Origin of the sequence: Muricauda sp. MAR_2010_75, from assembly GCF_000745185.1 — a bacterium.
Taxonomy (GTDB): Bacteria; Bacteroidota; Bacteroidia; order Flavobacteriales; family Flavobacteriaceae; genus Flagellimonas.
Map to the genome: position 1 here is coordinate 4,408,369 of NZ_JQNJ01000001.1, position 16,328 is coordinate 4,424,696.

The 16,328-nt window shown below is 43.4% G+C and carries 24 protein-coding genes and 2 pseudogenes; 20 read left to right on the plus strand and 6 right to left on the minus strand.

The window, feature by feature from the left end:
• Positions 1-61: 61 nt before the first annotated feature.
• Positions 62-442: a hypothetical protein gene (locus tag FG28_RS19825; RefSeq protein ID WP_051947534.1), complete on the minus strand. Its 381-nt coding sequence runs from the start codon at positions 440-442 to the stop codon at positions 62-64.
• Between the two features lie 135 nt (positions 443-577).
• Here FG28_RS19825 and FG28_RS20715 point away from each other — a divergent pair, with 135 nt between their 5' ends.
• The 20 genes from FG28_RS20715 to FG28_RS20720 all read left to right on the plus strand — a co-directional run bounded on the left by FG28_RS20715 (position 578) and on the right by FG28_RS20720 (position 12,736).
• Entirely contained in the window at positions 578-757 is a 180-nt protein-coding gene (locus tag FG28_RS20715; protein WP_139297725.1) for a hypothetical protein, read from the plus strand.
• Positions 758-1,040: 283 nt separating this feature from the next.
• A complete protein-coding gene (locus tag FG28_RS19830) occupies positions 1,041-1,460 on the plus strand; it encodes a hypothetical protein (protein ID WP_036385880.1) in 420 nt (139 codons plus the stop codon).
• 166 nt (positions 1,461-1,626) lie between these two features.
• Entirely contained in the window at positions 1,627-2,208 is a 582-nt protein-coding gene (locus tag FG28_RS19835) for an AraC family transcriptional regulator (RefSeq protein WP_036385881.1), read from the plus strand.
• Positions 2,209-2,283: 75 nt separating this feature from the next.
• Positions 2,284-2,691, plus strand: coding sequence for a cytochrome c (locus tag FG28_RS19840; protein WP_036385883.1), 408 nt, complete (start codon positions 2,284-2,286; stop codon positions 2,689-2,691).
• Positions 2,688-3,845 (plus strand): hypothetical protein, encoded by a 1,158-nt coding sequence (locus FG28_RS19845; protein WP_036385884.1) that lies wholly within the window; start codon positions 2,688-2,690, stop codon positions 3,843-3,845. Before FG28_RS19840 ends, FG28_RS19845 begins: the two co-directional genes overlap by 4 nt.
• A 20-nt stretch (positions 3,846-3,865) precedes the next feature.
• Complete coding sequence (locus FG28_RS19850) at positions 3,866-4,183, plus strand: hypothetical protein (protein ID WP_147378303.1); 318 nt, start codon at positions 3,866-3,868, stop codon at positions 4,181-4,183.
• A 24-nt stretch (positions 4,184-4,207) separates the two neighbouring features.
• The gene (locus tag FG28_RS19855; RefSeq protein WP_036378936.1) at positions 4,208-4,720 is read left to right on the plus strand and encodes a hypothetical protein; all 513 of its coding nucleotides are present in this window, start codon (positions 4,208-4,210) and stop codon (positions 4,718-4,720) included.
• 30 nt (positions 4,721-4,750) lie between these two features.
• Complete coding sequence (locus tag FG28_RS20525) at positions 4,751-5,014, plus strand: hypothetical protein (protein ID WP_081894146.1); 264 nt, start codon at positions 4,751-4,753, stop codon at positions 5,012-5,014.
• A 14-nt stretch (positions 5,015-5,028) separates the two neighbouring features.
• Positions 5,029-5,244 (plus strand): heavy-metal-associated domain-containing protein, encoded by a 216-nt coding sequence (locus tag FG28_RS19865; protein WP_036385886.1) that lies wholly within the window; start codon positions 5,029-5,031, stop codon positions 5,242-5,244.
• A gap of 27 nt (positions 5,245-5,271) precedes the next feature.
• Entirely contained in the window at positions 5,272-5,490 is a 219-nt protein-coding gene (locus FG28_RS19870) for an SHOCT domain-containing protein (protein ID WP_036385889.1), read from the plus strand.
• 39 nt (positions 5,491-5,529) lie between these two features.
• The gene (locus FG28_RS19875) at positions 5,530-5,745 is read left to right on the plus strand and encodes an SHOCT domain-containing protein (protein ID WP_036385890.1); all 216 of its coding nucleotides are present in this window, start codon (positions 5,530-5,532) and stop codon (positions 5,743-5,745) included.
• Positions 5,746-5,784: 39 nt separating this feature from the next.
• Positions 5,785-6,231, plus strand: coding sequence for a hypothetical protein (locus FG28_RS19880; protein ID WP_036385892.1), 447 nt, complete (start codon positions 5,785-5,787; stop codon positions 6,229-6,231).
• 74 nt (positions 6,232-6,305) lie between these two features.
• A complete protein-coding gene (locus FG28_RS19885; RefSeq protein WP_036378938.1) occupies positions 6,306-6,581 on the plus strand; it encodes a DUF5676 family membrane protein in 276 nt (91 codons plus the stop codon).
• A gap of 196 nt (positions 6,582-6,777) precedes the next feature.
• Positions 6,778-7,521, plus strand: coding sequence for a helix-turn-helix domain-containing protein (locus FG28_RS19890; protein WP_051947537.1), 744 nt, complete (start codon positions 6,778-6,780; stop codon positions 7,519-7,521).
• A gap of 4 nt (positions 7,522-7,525) precedes the next feature.
• Positions 7,526-8,239 carry a lycopene cyclase domain-containing protein gene (locus tag FG28_RS19895; protein WP_036378939.1) on the plus strand — a complete coding sequence of 238 codons (714 nt, stop codon included), beginning with the start codon at positions 7,526-7,528 and terminating at the stop codon, positions 8,237-8,239.
• Between the two features lie 28 nt (positions 8,240-8,267).
• Entirely contained in the window at positions 8,268-8,726 is a 459-nt protein-coding gene (locus tag FG28_RS19900) for a universal stress protein (protein ID WP_036378941.1), read from the plus strand.
• Between the two features lie 119 nt (positions 8,727-8,845).
• The gene (locus tag FG28_RS19905; protein WP_051947539.1) at positions 8,846-10,210 is read left to right on the plus strand and encodes an NAD(P)/FAD-dependent oxidoreductase; all 1,365 of its coding nucleotides are present in this window, start codon (positions 8,846-8,848) and stop codon (positions 10,208-10,210) included.
• Positions 10,211-10,232: 22 nt separating this feature from the next.
• A complete protein-coding gene (gene nhaA / locus FG28_RS19910; protein WP_231562577.1) occupies positions 10,233-11,543 on the plus strand; it encodes a Na+/H+ antiporter NhaA in 1,311 nt (436 codons plus the stop codon).
• The gene (locus FG28_RS19915) at positions 11,540-12,553 is read left to right on the plus strand and encodes a type II glyceraldehyde-3-phosphate dehydrogenase (RefSeq protein WP_036378943.1); all 1,014 of its coding nucleotides are present in this window, start codon (positions 11,540-11,542) and stop codon (positions 12,551-12,553) included. The genes nhaA (FG28_RS19910) and FG28_RS19915 overlap by 4 nt, the downstream gene beginning before the upstream one ends.
• 9 nt (positions 12,554-12,562) lie before the next feature.
• A complete protein-coding gene (locus FG28_RS20720; RefSeq protein ID WP_156102337.1) occupies positions 12,563-12,736 on the plus strand; it encodes a hypothetical protein in 174 nt (57 codons plus the stop codon).
• 233 nt (positions 12,737-12,969) lie between these two features.
• Here FG28_RS20720 and FG28_RS19920 read toward each other — a convergent pair.
• The 5 genes and pseudogenes from FG28_RS19920 to FG28_RS21065 all read right to left on the minus strand — a co-directional run.
• Positions 12,970-13,982, minus strand: a pseudogene (locus tag FG28_RS19920) (type II glyceraldehyde-3-phosphate dehydrogenase).
• Positions 13,979-14,470: a Na+/H+ antiporter NhaA gene (locus FG28_RS21010; protein WP_231562662.1), complete on the minus strand. Its 492-nt coding sequence runs from the start codon at positions 14,468-14,470 to the stop codon at positions 13,979-13,981. The pseudogene FG28_RS19920 and the gene FG28_RS21010 overlap by 4 nt, the downstream one beginning before the upstream one ends.
• A 91-nt stretch (positions 14,471-14,561) precedes the next feature.
• A pseudogene (gene nhaA / locus FG28_RS21150) lies at positions 14,562-15,358 on the minus strand (Na+/H+ antiporter NhaA).
• A gap of 42 nt (positions 15,359-15,400) precedes the next feature.
• Complete coding sequence (locus FG28_RS19930) at positions 15,401-15,976, minus strand: NAD(P)/FAD-dependent oxidoreductase (protein ID WP_262491878.1); 576 nt, start codon at positions 15,974-15,976, stop codon at positions 15,401-15,403.
• Between the two features lie 11 nt (positions 15,977-15,987).
• The coding region (locus tag FG28_RS21065) for an FAD-dependent oxidoreductase (protein ID WP_262491879.1) at positions 15,988-16,328 on the minus strand (341 nt) is incomplete at its 5' end.

Consider the following 16,328-nt stretch of genomic DNA (forward strand, 5'->3'; position numbering starts at 1 on the left):
GCAATAAATACCTAGGGCCATGCCAAAAACCATAGCACGGCCAAACGTCATCGATATGCTCTTAAATAAGGAAAGTTTGATCAAGAATCTGAATATCCTTGACCAAAAGGGGCGGAGGGTAATGTACGACAGAAACTATATTTTCCTGTAATCCCTCAAAAAGATTGATGTAACTGTACGTGAAGGCAACCAGGAACTGATGCTCCCCAACACTTAAATTTTCAACGGAAAGCAATAGATCCCCATTTCCTTGTACGGAAAGCGTTTCGTCATCGCAACACTGTTTTTTCTGCAGCTTGTGCTGGTGTGAATCCGATGGCTGCTGCATATCCATTCCACAGGATTCCGCTTTACCGAAGAAGGAAAAATCAACAAGATCTTCCCCACAATAGTGTTGTGCCACCGCAAAGGAAAAGGTGGATGCCAGCACGTTGAGTGCCATAAAACAAGATAATATTTTGAACCAAAATATTCTCATAGCGGTTACAAAACTACAAAAATTTTAACAACCTCATTAAATTTAACACAATTTATACAAGGATTCCGCATAAAGCCCCTGCTTTTCAAAGTACCGACCATGGCACCCCATACTTTTGACCATCAATCATTTATACGACCATCGTATCTGGTCCGGGACGGTATAAAGCACATCGTGGTTCGAAGGCCCTCCTTACTGGCAACGGATGGAACCCTGACCAATAGCATTGTATTTTCAACCCGATTAAAGGTGGAACCCTTGTCTTCAATCGAACCATAACAGACCTTAAAGTTCCTCGATACCGAATCCGATCGTTGGACAGCTGACGGTCATTCCTTTCCCCACATATTGTATACCAGTATAGTATTGTGATCCTTGTGGTGGCCCAATGCCAGTACTTTTGGTAAACCTGATATTTGTCATGTTTTTTCCGAATCCCATACCTTACATTTGGAACCAAATCCTGCTGAAATCACACACAAACAGTAATCATATGGATAACTGCATAATTGATTACAGTTTGATTTTTAGCGAGTTAAACAAAATTTAGTAACTTTAGGAAGTGAAGCAAACCACATCGAAAATATTGTCCCTGTTTCTGGCCTGTTCTGTATTGATCAGTACCACTTCCTTTGCATCGAATGCCCATTTTTGCTGTAACAAGTTGGTCAGTTTTTCTGTGACCGGCAAAGCAAAACCCTGCGACCAAAAGCTTCAAAATCCCAAAAACACCTCAAGGAAGTGCTCTTTGGAACAAAAGGATTGCTGCAGCACCGATACCTATGCCAATATTGGCAAGGATGACCTGATGCTGGATTCCTTTGACCTTGATTTCGGCACACTTGTATTTCTAAATGCCTTTATTTTTTACCATATCGATCGTTTCGAAGGGCTACAGGAAAACATAATCCCTTTTAAAGACTACGATCCCCCGTGGATCGAACAGGATCTCCTTGTCCTTCATGAAACTTTCCTAATTTGATTTTTACACTGGCGGAACGTCAATGCAATCGTTCGCTCTTCACATTGGTCATGGCCACTAAATGACCTTTTTTGTCGTGTGCTATCTCCACGACGGCATATCCTGATCGATTCTCCTATCGGGTTTTGACCCGATATTATTTACGCTTAACAATAACTCAGACACCATGGATTCCAAAAAGGAATACTGGATAAAGCATATGGTCTGTAGGCGATGCCTCAAGGTCATAAGACAAGAATTGCATGACCTGGGCATTGAGGTTCTATCCCTTGAACTGGGGAAACTTACGGTAAATGCCCCGGAAATAGGGATTGCCGAAGTTGACCAAAAAGTCGTGGACGTCCTACATTCCAATGGCTTTGAAATAGCCAAAAGCGAAGAGGAAATGATCGTTGAGAAAATCAAGATAGGCTTGATTTCCTTAGTGACCAACGTCCCGATTAACCACAAAGGGAACACCTCGGACTACCTTGTCGATTTATTGCATCGCGATTACAAAGTACTGAGCAAGGTTTTTTCCAGAAATGAAAACATCACGATCGAAAAGTACTTTATCAAGCTCAAGATCGAAAAGGTAAAGGAGCTTATCCAACTGGGACAATATTCATTTTCCGATATCGCCTATATGCTCGATTACAGCAGCGTCAACCATTTGTCCGCACAGTTCAAGGAAATTATGGGGATGAGCATGACGGATTACAAAAACGGACAAATGTGGCAAAGGGATTTTCTTGACGAAATAATATAAAAATCCAGGAATATTATGAAGATGGCCTGTCAGGTCAAACAGTAGTTTTAACGCAACAACCTAACAAATAATAAAATGAAACTTACACAAAAAAAATCAATACCCATAATGCTAACGTTCCTAATGACCCTTTTGGCCCTACAGGCGACCAGAGCACAGACCCAATGGGAAGCCCCGGCCAGTGCGGACAATTTGAACAATCCCTTAAAAAATGATGCCACGGCGACAGAAAGCGGCAAACGGACCTTCAGAATGCTCTGTGTGATCTGCCACGGGGCCAAGGGTAAGGGAGACGGCATGGGCGGAGCCGGATTGACCCCAAAACCCACCGACTTGACCAGTGCCAAGGTACAGTCCCAATCGGACGGTGCCCTATTCTGGAAATTGACCAACGGTAAGCCCCCTATGGCTTCCTATGAAACCGCACTTCCCGAAAACAAGAGATGGGAATTGATCAACTATATCAGAACCTTGAAAAAATGAAAAAACTACTAATGACCCTAATTATCTTAGGGTTGGGATCTTCGGCTTTGGCCCAGACCTACAACACCTTTGAACCCAGTAAGACGCAGTTCATGCTGCGTGGTTACGGACACACCGGATTTGAATATTTGGATACCGGTGGTGAACAAGAATCCACCTTTCTAGGGGCCACATTCGCCCCTATATTCCTCTACAAGCATTCCGACAAGCTCATGTTCGAGGCCGAACTGGAGTTTGAGCTCGAAGGAAATGAATTGAAAACGGGACTGGAATATGCCGATGTGATGTATGTGCTCAACAAGCACATGACCGTAAGGGCCGGTAAATTCCTGCTTCCCTTTGGAACCTTTATGGAGCGTTTGCACCCTGCATGGATCAACCGACTTCCAAGCAGACCCCTTGGATTTGGTCACGACGGAATTGCACCGGCCTCCGATATCGGCGTCGAACTCAGGGGGGCATTCGATCTGGGCGGTCCCAAACTGAACTATGCGGTTTATGTGACCAACGGTCCGCGCATCAAAGATGGAAGTGAGGAGCCTGAAGAAGCGGGTATGCTGGATTTCGGTTATTATGAAGATGTGAACCTGGCCAAGGCCTTGGGTGGCAGGATCGGCCTACTCCCGCTCTCGGATTCATCCATGGAATGGGGGATTTCCGCCTATACCACCAACAGTACCGGTGCAGAGGACTCCGATTACAAGGATGTGGGTGCCTTTCTTTGGGCGCTGGATCTTTCCTATGTAAAATCGATCACCCCCTTACAAGGGGTTGTGGACATCAAGGCCCAGTACAACAGTTCCAATGTGGATACCGCCACCTACTATGAAATCGAAGATGGGATTTCCGAACCTTACTCCTTTGACAACCAAAGCAGCTCCTTTTATACACAATTGAGCTATCGCCCCATCATGTCGGGAAGCGACTTTATGAAACAACTTGAATTTGTGGGTCGATATTCCGATTTCAACGCACCTGAAGGAGCGGAGTGGGAAGAGAAGTCAACGCAGTACGCTTTTGGTTTGAACTATTGGCTGAGTTGGCGTTCCGTGGTCAAATTCAGCTATCAAACCACCAAGATGGAAGGTGGTCATGACAGTGATGGCACGACCCGTACCAATGGATTGTTTGTGCATTGGGCCATTGGATTTTAAAATCAAAAAAAGAAAGTGAAATGAAAACAACAACGAATTTTAAAGCAGCAATAATCCTGTCCGTCATGGCATCGATCATGGTCGCCTGCTCCTCCAATAAAAAACCCATTGCGACGGATACCGCGACCGAGGTGGCGGGGAGTGAAGTGGATTTCAAAATTGAAAAATCCGGGGCGCAGCTCTGGGGCGAGGTGTGCAACCGATGTCATATTGCCCCTTCACCCGCGGATTACAACGATACCGATTGGGAAACCATAAGCCTGCACATGCGGGTTAGGGCCAATCTGACGGAAGAGGAGATCACCAAAATCGAATCCTTTCTGAAATCAGCCAATTGACGATTAATCCTTAATTCATATACAATGAGAAATTTAGTAATTATTTTTTCTGTGATAGGGCTTTTGTCCTTGAACGGTTGCAAACAATCAACCGATGTACAAACCTTGCTTCAAAACGAGGAAACCAGAAGCGAGATCCTTAAAGATCTGGTACAAAACCATGATTATATGATGGAATTCATGGAACAGATGCAAGGGAGCGACCATGCCATGCAAATGATGCAGGGAAACAAAAAAATGATGGGCACCATGATGAAGGGACAAGGCATGCAAATGATGATGGGCGACAGCACCATAATGAACCAAATGATGGGCAACAGACAAATGATGCATTCCATGATGAACGGAATGATAAAGGATGGCGAGATGATGGGCGAAATGATGCAAATGATGCAAGACAAAGGGATGATGAGCAATGATTGTATGGAGTCGTGCATGAATATGATGAAGGAAAAGGGAATGGATATGGAAGGAATGGGAATGATGGATGATGGTACAATGAAATCAAAAGGAGATGACCATTCTGAGCACCATTAACACATAATAGGTAACGAAAAAATAAAAATCATGAAAGGACATTGGATTTGGATGGTCATCGGTTGTGGTCTCCCGCTATTGTTGATTTTTTTTGCGCCTGCATTTGGCATTACAGGGTACAATGGGCTTTTTTCCTTTATCATCGTGATGTTTTTGATACACCTTTTCATACCTCACGGTGGTCACGGGCATGGTGATCATGGAAAATCTGATAACAGTAAATACCATGATCATGACAAAGAGCAAGATTCCACTGAGACCCAAGAAGATCACCGGGGGCATCGGCACCATTAAAATATACTTTCGAAATGAAGTACAGATATCAAATTAACGGAATAAGCTGCGGTGGCTGTATCACAAGAATCAAGAAGACCTTGGAAGAACATCCTGAAGTAGAGCAAGTAGAAGTTTTTTTACAGCCTATGGGCGCAACCATTGTAACAATGAACAAGAAGCTTACGGTAGAAGAACTGCAAGGGCAACTCAACAAACTTGAGGGCTATACCATAGCAGAGATTAGTTAAAATCATAAAAACCTTCAAATTAAAAATATGTTTTACAAAGATGGATTTTTTTGGGGCATGCACCTGATCTGGTGGGCCATTTGGATTGTGGCATTGGGCTGGATTTTCTTTGCCCCAACCAGTTCCTCCTATGAAGAGATTGAGGGAGATGACCCACTAATGTTGCTCAAAATCCGCTTCGCGAAGGGCGAGATTTCCAAAGAAGAATACGAGCAATCTAAGAAACTTTTACAATCGGACAAATAGTCCGAAAACAAGTAATGTATAACCTTTAAAACTAAAACTATGCATTTTTTCGACGGACATTGGGGCGGCATGCACGTCATCTGGTGGGTCATATGGTTGATCCTCTTGATATGGATATTCTTGGTGCCATATGACATCCCTTACAGAAAATCAAAGAAGGAAGACCCACTTTCAGTTCTAAAAAAGCGCTTCGCCAATGGCGAAATCTCTAAGGAGGAATATGAAGAATCAAAAAAGATCTTGAAATCAAATTAAGGAATGTAGGGCAAATATTAATTACTAAAAAAAGTCAAAATGAAGATAAAAGTTTATAAGACAGGCATAATGGTATTGGCTACTTTACTCATTTCGGCCTGCTCACAAAAACAGGGTAGTTCTGTAAAGGATATGCTCGAGGACCACTCTCAGCAAGAAGAGGTATTGTCCGCACTTGTCGAAAATCACGATCTGGGCAAAAAATACATTGCCAACATGATGGATAACGACCATGCCATGGGAATGATGGTGGACGAACTCGTAAAAGCAGCAGCAAAGGATACCATACTAGCGAACAAATTGAGCGATATGATTACTAGATATCCTGACCTTATGCTACTGACCACCCACCATTTTATGCCGGTCATTGCTTCGGACAGCCTTTTGACCGATTCTTTTTGTGATCACACGTTAGAACACGAGGATCTCGCCAAGGCCATGCACAATAAAATGGAATACAAAAAGAGCCTTGAGCGCAACCATTGACTCCAACTTTGGTTTTTGCACATGAACAAACTCATAAATGAATAATAACAACAATAAACATTAAAACAAGAATCATGAATCGTATCAATGTAAAAAAATTCGGTTTTGCCATGGGGCTGACCGCTGCAATCCTCTACGCCGGCTGCATGATTGTTTTGGCGACAGCAGGACAAGAAGGAAGCATAACCTTTTTCAACAGCCTGCTGCACGGCTTGGACACTACCAGTATAATACGGGTAGACGTGCCAATTTGGGAGGCACTTATTGGCATTGTCCAGACATTTATCATTGCTTGGCTCACAGGTGCCCTGATTGCAGCATTTTACAACACACAGATTAAGAGTAGATAATCTGAACAAAAGATCGGAGAGACTTTTTAGGAACCGGTGTCGCATCGACCACAGGCAATTTGTTGGCGGAAAGTGCCAAAGAACTGAGCAATTGACAATAGAATCCCGGAATTGAACCTAGAGTACAACCATATAAAGTAGAATAAGTGAATAGTACTGCAAGAAATATCAAAACAATTTTCACCCAAACGGCAATATGGGGGGCATTTTCTATTTCCTTGTCCATCCTTTTACCATGGTGCTCTATTGGTTTGAATTTAGCAATACACCATTTTCATTTTCCCTGTTTTGGGACGTCTTAAAGTCGCAGTTTTTAGAATCTTTCACTTTTGATATGAGAGGGATGAGCGTCTCGCTTACAATCCTTGGCATTTTCCTAGGGATAGTTTCCGGTCTATTTTTCATAACCCTCAGGCGAAAGAACAAGCTTATAGGCACACAACAGCAGTTGTTACTGCGTGATTTAGAAGAATTGATAGAGGCGGGTGAGAATGAACGGGTAGAATTCAAGTCATCTATTCGTTACGATTATTTTAGGAAAACCACGAACCGCGAACTGGAACTGGTCATTGCCAAGACCATCACTGGTTTTATGAATGCAAAAGGTGGAAAATTGATCATTGGCGTTGACGATGATGGCAACATTGTGGGCCTTGAAAAAGATTTCAAGACCCTAAAGCACAAGAACAAAGATGGATATGAGCGTGAAATTTTCAGGATAATTTCAACACAGTTAGGTCACGAGGCTTGTTTTAGCAATCACATTTCATTTTACAAATTAAATGGTGAAGATGTGTGCGTAATAGCTGTCGAACCTTCTAAAAAACCAATCTATGTCAGCGATACCGAAAATACAACCTTTTATGTCAGAACGGGGAATGCCACCTACCCCTTGACGGTCAAGGAAGCGGTTGATTATTTAGAAACCAGAAAATTATAATCTTATGCAATACGTTTGGTTTATATGGTCCCTTATCATACTGGCCCTTTGGGGCGTGGTCTATCTTTTGAAGAAGGATTCCCGTAAAGAAATGTTGAGGATGAGTTGGATAACCATGCCCTTTGGGCTAACCGAGCCGCTGTTCGTTCCCGAATATTGGCACCCGCCATCGCTCTTCGATTTGGCGATAAAGACCGGGTTCGATATTGAAAGCATCATTTTCTCTTTTGCCATCGGGGGTATTGGCACCGTACTTTACAATCTTATTTTCAAGCGAAGGTATGTTAAAATACCGCATACCGAGCGTAACCATTATAGACATAGGTTGCATCTATATATCCTTTTCGTACCGGCGGTCGTGTTTTTGATATTGGCCCTTTTCACTCCCATGAACCATATTTACTGTGGAATATTGGCCATGTTCTTGGGTGGAATGGCCACGCTGTACTGCCGCCCAGACCTTAAGACCAAAATCTGGATAAGTGGATTTCTGTTCACGGCATTGTACTTTGTTTATTTTGGAAGTATTCTCCCGTTTTACCCCGACTACGTAACATTGTTTTGGAATCTGGAAAACCTGAGTGATATTCTAGTGGCCGGCATACCAATCGAAGAGCTTTTGTTCGCTTTCACTTTTGGCATGTATTGGTCAGGCCTCTATGAGCATTTGTATTGGAGAAAATTAATCAACCCAATTGTTTTGAATCAAAATTTTTAAGTTAAGTCTATAAATAAAAACGAAGAAGATGAAAGTATTACTCGCAATTGACGGCTCTGAATTCAGCAAAGATGCCATCGATGAACTAGCGGCAATGTCGCTGCCAAAATTAGTTAAAATACATGTTCTAAATGTTTATGAAAATCCAATGTTAACTGTACCAGGGGCTTTCCCCTTAAGTGGTATCGGCCATTATAAAGAAGAAGCCATGTCAAATGCGAAAAAATCGGCTGAAACCATCGTTAACAATGCTGCAAAGTCGTTAAAACAAAAGAACGGCAAGTTGTCGATAACGACCAATATTGTAGAAGGGTTTCCCAAAAATGCAATCTTGGAAAAGGCAACTGATTTGGAGGTGGATCTTATCGTATTGGGATCACAAGGCCATGGCGCATTCTCGCGCTTTTTGCTTGGTTCGGTCGCCCAATCCATTGCCATGCACGCGCATTGTTCTGTTTTGATTGTCAGAAAAAAACATCAAAAATAAAATATGGCCACTTACAATGTGACAGGATAAATTTTGTCCGTAGAAAAATAAAAGAGCAGATCATGGGAAATCAGAATACCTGCATATCAAAGAACAATACCGATGCCAACTGTGAAGTGATGGAGTCTGTTTGTTTGCCCAAAACATTTTTGCCGCGTATAGTGGTTGTGGGTGGTGGCTTTGCAGGGCTGGCCCTGGTAGAAGGCCTTAAAAACAAGGAGGTACAGGTCGTGCTGATAGACCGTAACAACTTCCATCAATTTCAGCCCTTGTTCTATCAAGTGGCCACCAGCGGTCTTGAACCGGACAGTATCGTATTTCCCTTCAGAAAACAGTTCAAGGGCTATGGTAATGTGAGCTTTAGGTTTGCCGAAGTGACGCAAATCGAACCCGCTTCCAACACAGTTGTAACAGACAAAGGCAAGCTCACCTACGATTATCTGGTCTTGGCCACCGGAACCAAGACCAATTTCTTCGGCATGAAAGAGGTGGAACAAAACAGTCTTGGTATGAAAGACATCAAGGACTCGCTAAACATACGTCATATGATGTTGCAAAACTTGGAGCAGGCAGCCATAACCTGTGATGATGAAGAACGCGATGCGCTGACCAATTTTGTGATTGTGGGCGGTGGCCCGGCCGGTGTCGAAATGGCAGGTGCCTTGGCGGAATTCTGTAAGTACATCCTTCCAAAAGACTATCCCGAGTATCCGAATAGCATAATGAACATCTACCTGATCGAAGCATCGGACGAACTATTAGCCTCAATGTCCAACAAAGCCTCGACAAAAACACTTCGGTATCTAAAAAATCTAAATGTGCAAGTGTTGTTGAACGAGGCCGTGAGCGGTTACGACGGTAATGTGGTATCTACCAAAAGTGGAAGGAAAATCATGGCGAAAAACCTGATTTGGACGGCAGGTGTAACAGGCCAGGTTCCAGCGGGCATCAATCAAAAACATATAATTAATGGGAACCGTCTAAAAACGGATACCCATCTAAAAGTGGAAGGCATGGATAATGTTTTTGCCATTGGGGACATTGCCGGGGTAATCACCGACGAGACCCCTAAGGGCCATCCACAGGTAGCCCAAACCGCCATTCAACAGGGCGGTCATTTGGCCAAAGTGCTATTGAACACCGTTCAATCAATGCCTTCCAAACCATTTAGGTATAAAGATAAAGGTTCATTGGCCACAGTTGGTAAAAGAAAAGCGGTCGCTGATTTAGGAAAGCTCCACTTCGGCGGGTATGCTGCCTGGCTTTTATGGTCCGTGGTTCACTTGCTTTCCATCAGCGGGTTTCGAAACAAATTTTTGGTGGGCTTCAATTGGGCCATCAGTTATTTTACCTACGAAAAAAGCAACCGGGTAATCATAAGAAGTTTCAAACGTGATGCTTATATGAAAGCCTCCTTAAAATATAGTTCCAATAATGAATGGGAAAAGGATGTAAATCCCAAAAAATCCAGCATTGATGCCTAGCCATTATTCAAATAACAGTATTATGAAATTCTTCGGCAGCTCGATCAAAAGACTGCACAACTATGGCATTGTGCTCTTTATCACTGTTGTTATTGCTATGGTGTGGGCCAACTCGCCATGGAAGGGATATTATGTCGGCCTAATGCAAACCGAATTTGCCTTTAGTGTGGGTACATTTCAGCTATCTGAGTCGCTACTGTTATGGATCAACGATGGCTTAATGGCACTATTTTTTATGCAAGTCGGTCTAGAGCTGAAACGTGAAATAATCGGTGGTAAACTGTCGTCCCCAAAGGATGCAATACTGCCCATCGGTGCAGCAATAGGTGGTATGGTGCTCCCTGCCCTTATTTATTTTATGTTCAACAACTCGGGCGAGGCTTCCAATGGTTGGGGCATTCCCATGGCCACGGATATTGCATTTTCATTAGGGGTTCTGGCCCTTGTCGGAAAAAGACTTCCTTCGACCTTGAGGGTTTTTCTTATTACACTGGCTATTGTGGATGATCTAGGTGGTGTCTTGGTCATTGCCCTCTTTTATACCTCAGGTATCTCGCAGATGGATCTACTCCATGGACTATTGTTCTTCGCGGCTTTGATAATTGGTAATTATGCGGGAGTAAGAAGCACATGGTTCTATGCCATTATTGGCATCGGTGGTGTTTGGTTGACCTTCTTTTTTTCAGGGGTACATCCAACCATTGCCGGGATTCTGACCGCATTTGCCATTCCTGGTAGGGTAAAAATTAAGGAGACTACCTTTTTAGAGCGTTTAGACCGTTTACATAAGAGATTTCAAGAAACCAAGTCCATAAAGGGGACGCTTATCTCAAAAACGCAATTGGAGATATTGGAGGATATAAAGACTGCAAGTTCCGAGGCCGAAACTCCACTCCAAAAATTGGAAAGGACTTTAAACCCAATAGTGGGCTTTGTAATTCTTCCCTTGTTCGCTTTGGCAAATGCAGGAATACATCTTCATGGAGATTTGCTGAAAGTACTATCCAGCCCGGTTAGCTTGGGGATTGGTCTAGGTCTCATTTTTGGCAAGTTTATCGGTATTACTGCTTTTTCAAGACTACTCGTTGCATTTAAACTCGCCAAGCTTCCGGAAAACGTGAATTGGAAAATGATTTATGGTATAGGTTTTCTTGGCGGTATCGGTTTTACCATGTCGTTGTTTATAACCGAACTGGCTTTTACGGACGAGTCCCTAATATTTACGGCCAAGGTAAGCATCCTATTCGCTTCATTGACAGCGGGGGTAATGGGTGCTCTATTATTATACAGAAACAGAAAACAATTAAGAACAGTTAAACATAAAAGAACATGAAAAACATTGCAGTAGTAGGATACGGAGTTATCGGGAAAAGAGTGGCCGATGCCATTAATGTACAAGATGATATGAGCCTTATTGGGGTTTGTGATGTCATCAGCGATTGGCGCATACAAAATGCGGTGCGAAAAGGGTATGCAGTTTATGCGGCCACACCCGAAGCCGAAAAAGAAATGAAAGCAGCCAATATTGCCATTGAAGGAAGTATGCAAGACATTTTAGAAAAAGTAGATCTTGTAGTGGACTGTACGCCAAAGAACATCGCCGCGAAAAATGTGGAAATATACAAAGGGCAAGGGATCAAGTTTATCGTACAGGGAGGTGAAAAACACAAGACCACAGGCCACTCCTTTAGTGCCGAGAACAATTATAGCACTGCGGTAAATCTAGATGCTACCCGGGTGGTTTCCTGTAACACCACATCTATCTTAAGGACATTGACCGCTTTAAAAAAGGCAGATCTATTGGATTATGCACGGGGAACATTATTAAGAAGGGCGACCGACCCATGGGAAAGCCACTTGGGCGGCATCATGAACACCATGGTGCCGGAAAAGGACATCCCGAGCCATCAAGGTCCCGACGCGCAAAGTGTCGATCCGGATTTGGATGTCATTACTTCTGCGGTCAAAGTTCCCGAGACTTTGAGCCATATGCATTACTGGAACGTTAAGCTACGAAAAAAAGCCTCAAAGGAAGAGGTGTTGAACGCCCTCAAAACCTCAAGTAGAATCAAGTTCATTCACTATGATCAAGGCTTGGTCTCCAACAATACCATCAAAGAAATGTTTTTGGATATGGGTAGGCCTTGGGGCGATATGTACGAGGTGGCCCTATGGGAAGACATGCTCAAGGTTGTGGGCGATGAACTTTTTTATGCCTACGTGGTCGATAACCAAGCGATTGTAATCCCTGAGACCATTGATGCCATTCGGGCCCTCACGGGTATTGAGACCGATGCACACAGATCCATCGAAAAAACCAATGCAAGTTTAGGAATCGGATAAAATTTCATTATGAAAACTTATGATAACATAGTCGCGCATTTAGGGGACAAAGCATCTTTCTATTTAGATCATGTAAGCCAGAAGGTCACCAAAGATGAACTGCAGTTGCCCGATAAGAATATTGTGGACAACGTATTCGGGGTACGTGAGGGCCGAAAAAGGGCACTGTGCTCGATTCCCTGATCTACCGGTAAAATGCTGAGATACCCCGTACCTCCCAGATTACCATGGCCATATAATTGCGAAAGGCTTCGGAGTACTTGTTGATTCGATTACTATTGACGAATACGTGTCCACAATATTCTTATCGGCAACTGCAGTTCATCTTTGTGACCTTCTGGCTTACATGATCTAAATAGAAGATGCTTTGTCCCTAAATGCGCGACTATGTTATCATAAGTTTTCATAATGAAATTTTATCCGATTCCTAAACTTGCATTGGTTTTTTCGATGGATCTGTGTGCATCGGTCTCAATACCCGTGAGGGCCGAATGGCATCAATGGTCTCAGGGATTACAATCGCTTGGTTATCGACCACGTAGGCATAAAAAAGTTCATCGCCCACAACCTTGAGCATGTCTTCCCATAGGGCCACCTCGTACATATCGCCCCAAGGCCTACCCATATCCAAAAACATTTCTTTGATGGTATTGTTGGAGACCAAGCCTTGATCATAGTGAATGAACTTGATTCTACTTGAGGTTTTGAGGGCGTTCAACACCTCTTCCTTTGAGGCTTTTTTTCGTAGCTTAACGTTCCAGTAATGCATATGGCTCAAAGTCTCGGGAACTTTGACCGCAGAAGTAATGACATCCAAATCCGGATCGACACTTTGCGCGTCGGGACCTTGATGGCTCGGGATGTCCTTTTCCGGCACCATGGTGTTCATGATGCCGCCCAAGTGGCTTTCCCATGGGTCGGTCGCCCTTCTTAATAATGTTCCCCGTGCATAATCCAATAGATCTGCCTTTTTTAAAGCGGTCAATGTCCTTAAGATAGATGTGGTGTTACAGGAAACCACCCGGGTAGCATCTAGATTTACCGCAGTGCTATAATTGTTCTCGGCACTAAAGGAGTGGCCTGTGGTCTTGTGTTTTTCACCTCCCTGTACGATAAACTTGATCCCTTGCCCTTTGTATATTTCCACATTTTTCGCGGCGATGTTCTTTGGCGTACAGTCCACTACAAGATCTACTTTTTCTAAAATGTCTTGCATACTTCCTTCAATGGCAATATTGGCTGCTTTCATTTCTTTTTCGGCTTCGGGTGTGGCCGCATAAACTGCATACCCTTTTCGCACCGCATTTTGTATGCGCCAATCGCTGATGACATCACAAACCCCAATAAGGCTCATATCATCTTGTACATTAATGGCATCGGCCACTCTTTTCCCGATAACTCCGTATCCTACTACTGCAATGTTTTTCATGTTCTTTTATGTTTAACTGTTCTTAATTGTTTTCTGTTTCTGTATAATAATAGAGCACCCATTACCCCCGCTGTCAATGAAGCGAATAGGATGCTTACCTTGGCCGTAAATATTAGGGACTCGTCCGTAAAAGCCAGTTCGGTTATAAACAACGACATGGTAAAACCGATACCGCCAAGAAAACCTATACCATAAATCATTTTCCAATTCACGTTTTCCGGAAGCTTGGCGAGTTTAAATGCAACGAGTAGTCTTGAAAAAGCAGTAATACCGATAAACTTGCCAAAAATGAGACCTAGACCAATCCCCAAGCTAACCGGGCTGGATAGTACTTTCAGCAAATCTCCATGAAGATGTATTCCTGCATTTGCCAAAGCGAACAAGGGAAGAATTACAAAGCCCACTATTGGGTTTAAAGTCCTTTCCAATTTTTGGAGTGGAGTTTCGGCCTCGGAACTTGCAGTCTTTATATCCTCCAATATCTCCAATTGCGTTTTTGAGATAAGCGTCCCCTTTATGGACTTGGTTTCTTGAAATCTCTTATGTAAACGGTCTAAACGCTCTAAAAAGGTAGTCTCCTTAATTTTTACCCCTACCAGGAATGGCAAATGCGGTCAGAATCCCGGCAATGGTTGGATGTACCCCTGAAAAAAAGAAGGTCAACCAAACACCACCGATGCCAATAATGGCATAGAACCATGTGCTTCTTACTCCCGCATAATTACCAATTATCAAAGCCGCGAAGAACAATAGTCCATGGAGTAGATCCATCTGCGAGATACCTGAGGTATAAAAGAGGGCAATGACCAAGACACCACCTAGATCATCCACAATAGCCAGTGTAATAAGAAAAACCCTCAAGGTCGAAGGAAGTCTTTTTCCGACAAGGGCCAGAACCCCTAATGAAAATGCAATATCCGTGGCCATGGGAATGCCCAACCATTGGAAGCCTCGCCCGAGTTGTTGAACATAAAATAAATAAGGGCAGGGAGCACCATACCACCTATTGCTGCACCGATGGGCAGTATTGCATCCTTTGGGGACGACAGTTTACCACCGATTATTTCACGTTTCAGCTCTAGACCGACTTGCATAAAAAATAGTGCCATTAAGCCATCGTTGATCCATAACAGTAGCGACTCAGATAGCTGAAATGTACCCACACTAAAGGCAAATTCGGTTTGCATTAGGCCGACATAATATCCCTTCCATGGCGAGTTGGCCCACACCATAGCAATAACAACAGTGATAAAGAGCACAATGCCATAGTTGTGCAGTCTTTTGATCGAGCTGCCGAAGAATTTCATAATACTGTTATTTGAATAATGGCTAGGCATCAATGCCTGGATTTTTTGGGATTTACATCCTTTTCCCATTCATTATTGGAACTATATTTTAAGGAGGCTTTCATATAAGCATCACGTTTGAAACTTCTTATGATTACCCGGTTGCTTTTTCGTAGGTAAAATAACTGATGGCCCAATTGAAGCCACCAAAAATTTGTTTCGAAACCCGCTGATGGAAAGCAAGTGAACCACGGACCATAAAAGCCAGGCAGCATACCCGCCGAAGTGGAGCTTTCCTAAATCAGCGACCGCTTTTCTTTTACCAACTGTGGCCAATGAACCTTTATCTTTATACCTAAATGGTTTGGAAGGCATTGATTGAACGGTGTTCAATAGCACTTTGGCCAAATGACCGCCCTGTTGAATGGCGGTTTGGGCTACCTGTGGATGGCCCTTAGGGGTCTCGTCGGTGATTACCCCGGCAATGTCCCCAATGGCAAAAACATTATCCATGCCTTCCACTTTTAGATGGGTATCCGTTTTTAGACGGTTCCCATTAATTATATGTTTTTGATTGATGCCCGCTGGAACCTGGCCTGTTACACCTGCCGTCCAAATCAGGTTTTTCGCCATGATTTTCCTTCCACTTTTGGTAGATACCACATTACCGTCGTAACCGCTCACGGCCTCGTTCAACAACACTTGCACATTTAGATTTTTTAGATACCGAAGTGTTTTGTCGAGGCTTTGTTGGACATTGAGGCTAATAGTTCGTCCGATGCTTCGATCAGGTAGATGTTCATTATGCTATTCGGATACTCGGGATAGTCTTTTGGAAGGATGTACTTACAGAATTCCGCCAAGGCACCTGCCATTTCGACACCGGCCGGGCCACCGCCCACAATCACAAAATTGGTCAGCGCATCGCGTTCTTCATCATCACAGGTTATGGCTGCCTGCTCCAAGTTTTGCAACATCATATGACGTATGTTTAGCGAGTCCTTGATGTCTTTCATACCAAGACTGTTTTGTTCCACCTCTTTCATGCCGAAGAAATTGG

Bases quoted from the DNA above. Each gene is read 5' to 3' on its own strand.
- FG28_RS19825 (WP_051947534.1), bottom strand. From the start codon at position 442: ATGGCACTCAACGTGCTGGCATCCACCTTTTCCTTTGCGGTGGCACAA.
- FG28_RS20715 (WP_139297725.1), top strand. From the start codon at position 578: ATGGCACCCCATACTTTTGACCATCAATCATTTATACGACCATCGTAT.
- FG28_RS19835 (WP_036385881.1), top strand. From the start codon at position 1,627: ATGGATTCCAAAAAGGAATACTGGATAAAGCATATGGTCTGTAGGCGA.
- FG28_RS19840 (WP_036385883.1), top strand. From the start codon at position 2,284: ATGAAACTTACACAAAAAAAATCAATACCCATAATGCTAACGTTCCTA.
- FG28_RS19845 (WP_036385884.1), top strand. From the start codon at position 2,688: ATGAAAAAACTACTAATGACCCTAATTATCTTAGGGTTGGGATCTTCG.
- FG28_RS19850 (WP_147378303.1), top strand. From the start codon at position 3,866: ATGAAAACAACAACGAATTTTAAAGCAGCAATAATCCTGTCCGTCATG.
- FG28_RS19855 (WP_036378936.1), top strand. From the start codon at position 4,208: ATGAGAAATTTAGTAATTATTTTTTCTGTGATAGGGCTTTTGTCCTTG.
- FG28_RS20525 (WP_081894146.1), top strand. From the start codon at position 4,751: ATGAAAGGACATTGGATTTGGATGGTCATCGGTTGTGGTCTCCCGCTA.
- FG28_RS19865 (WP_036385886.1), top strand. From the start codon at position 5,029: ATGAAGTACAGATATCAAATTAACGGAATAAGCTGCGGTGGCTGTATC.
- FG28_RS19870 (WP_036385889.1), top strand. From the start codon at position 5,272: ATGTTTTACAAAGATGGATTTTTTTGGGGCATGCACCTGATCTGGTGG.
- FG28_RS19875 (WP_036385890.1), top strand. From the start codon at position 5,530: ATGCATTTTTTCGACGGACATTGGGGCGGCATGCACGTCATCTGGTGG.
- FG28_RS19880 (WP_036385892.1), top strand. From the start codon at position 5,785: ATGAAGATAAAAGTTTATAAGACAGGCATAATGGTATTGGCTACTTTA.
- FG28_RS19885 (WP_036378938.1), top strand. From the start codon at position 6,306: ATGAATCGTATCAATGTAAAAAAATTCGGTTTTGCCATGGGGCTGACC.
- FG28_RS19890 (WP_051947537.1), top strand. From the start codon at position 6,778: ATGGGGGGCATTTTCTATTTCCTTGTCCATCCTTTTACCATGGTGCTC.
- FG28_RS19895 (WP_036378939.1), top strand. From the start codon at position 7,526: ATGCAATACGTTTGGTTTATATGGTCCCTTATCATACTGGCCCTTTGG.
- FG28_RS19900 (WP_036378941.1), top strand. From the start codon at position 8,268: ATGAAAGTATTACTCGCAATTGACGGCTCTGAATTCAGCAAAGATGCC.
- FG28_RS19905 (WP_051947539.1), top strand. From the start codon at position 8,846: ATGGAGTCTGTTTGTTTGCCCAAAACATTTTTGCCGCGTATAGTGGTT.
- nhaA (WP_231562577.1), top strand. From the start codon at position 10,233: ATGAAATTCTTCGGCAGCTCGATCAAAAGACTGCACAACTATGGCATT.
- FG28_RS19915 (WP_036378943.1), top strand. From the start codon at position 11,540: ATGAAAAACATTGCAGTAGTAGGATACGGAGTTATCGGGAAAAGAGTG.
- FG28_RS20720 (WP_156102337.1), top strand. From the start codon at position 12,563: ATGAAAACTTATGATAACATAGTCGCGCATTTAGGGGACAAAGCATCT.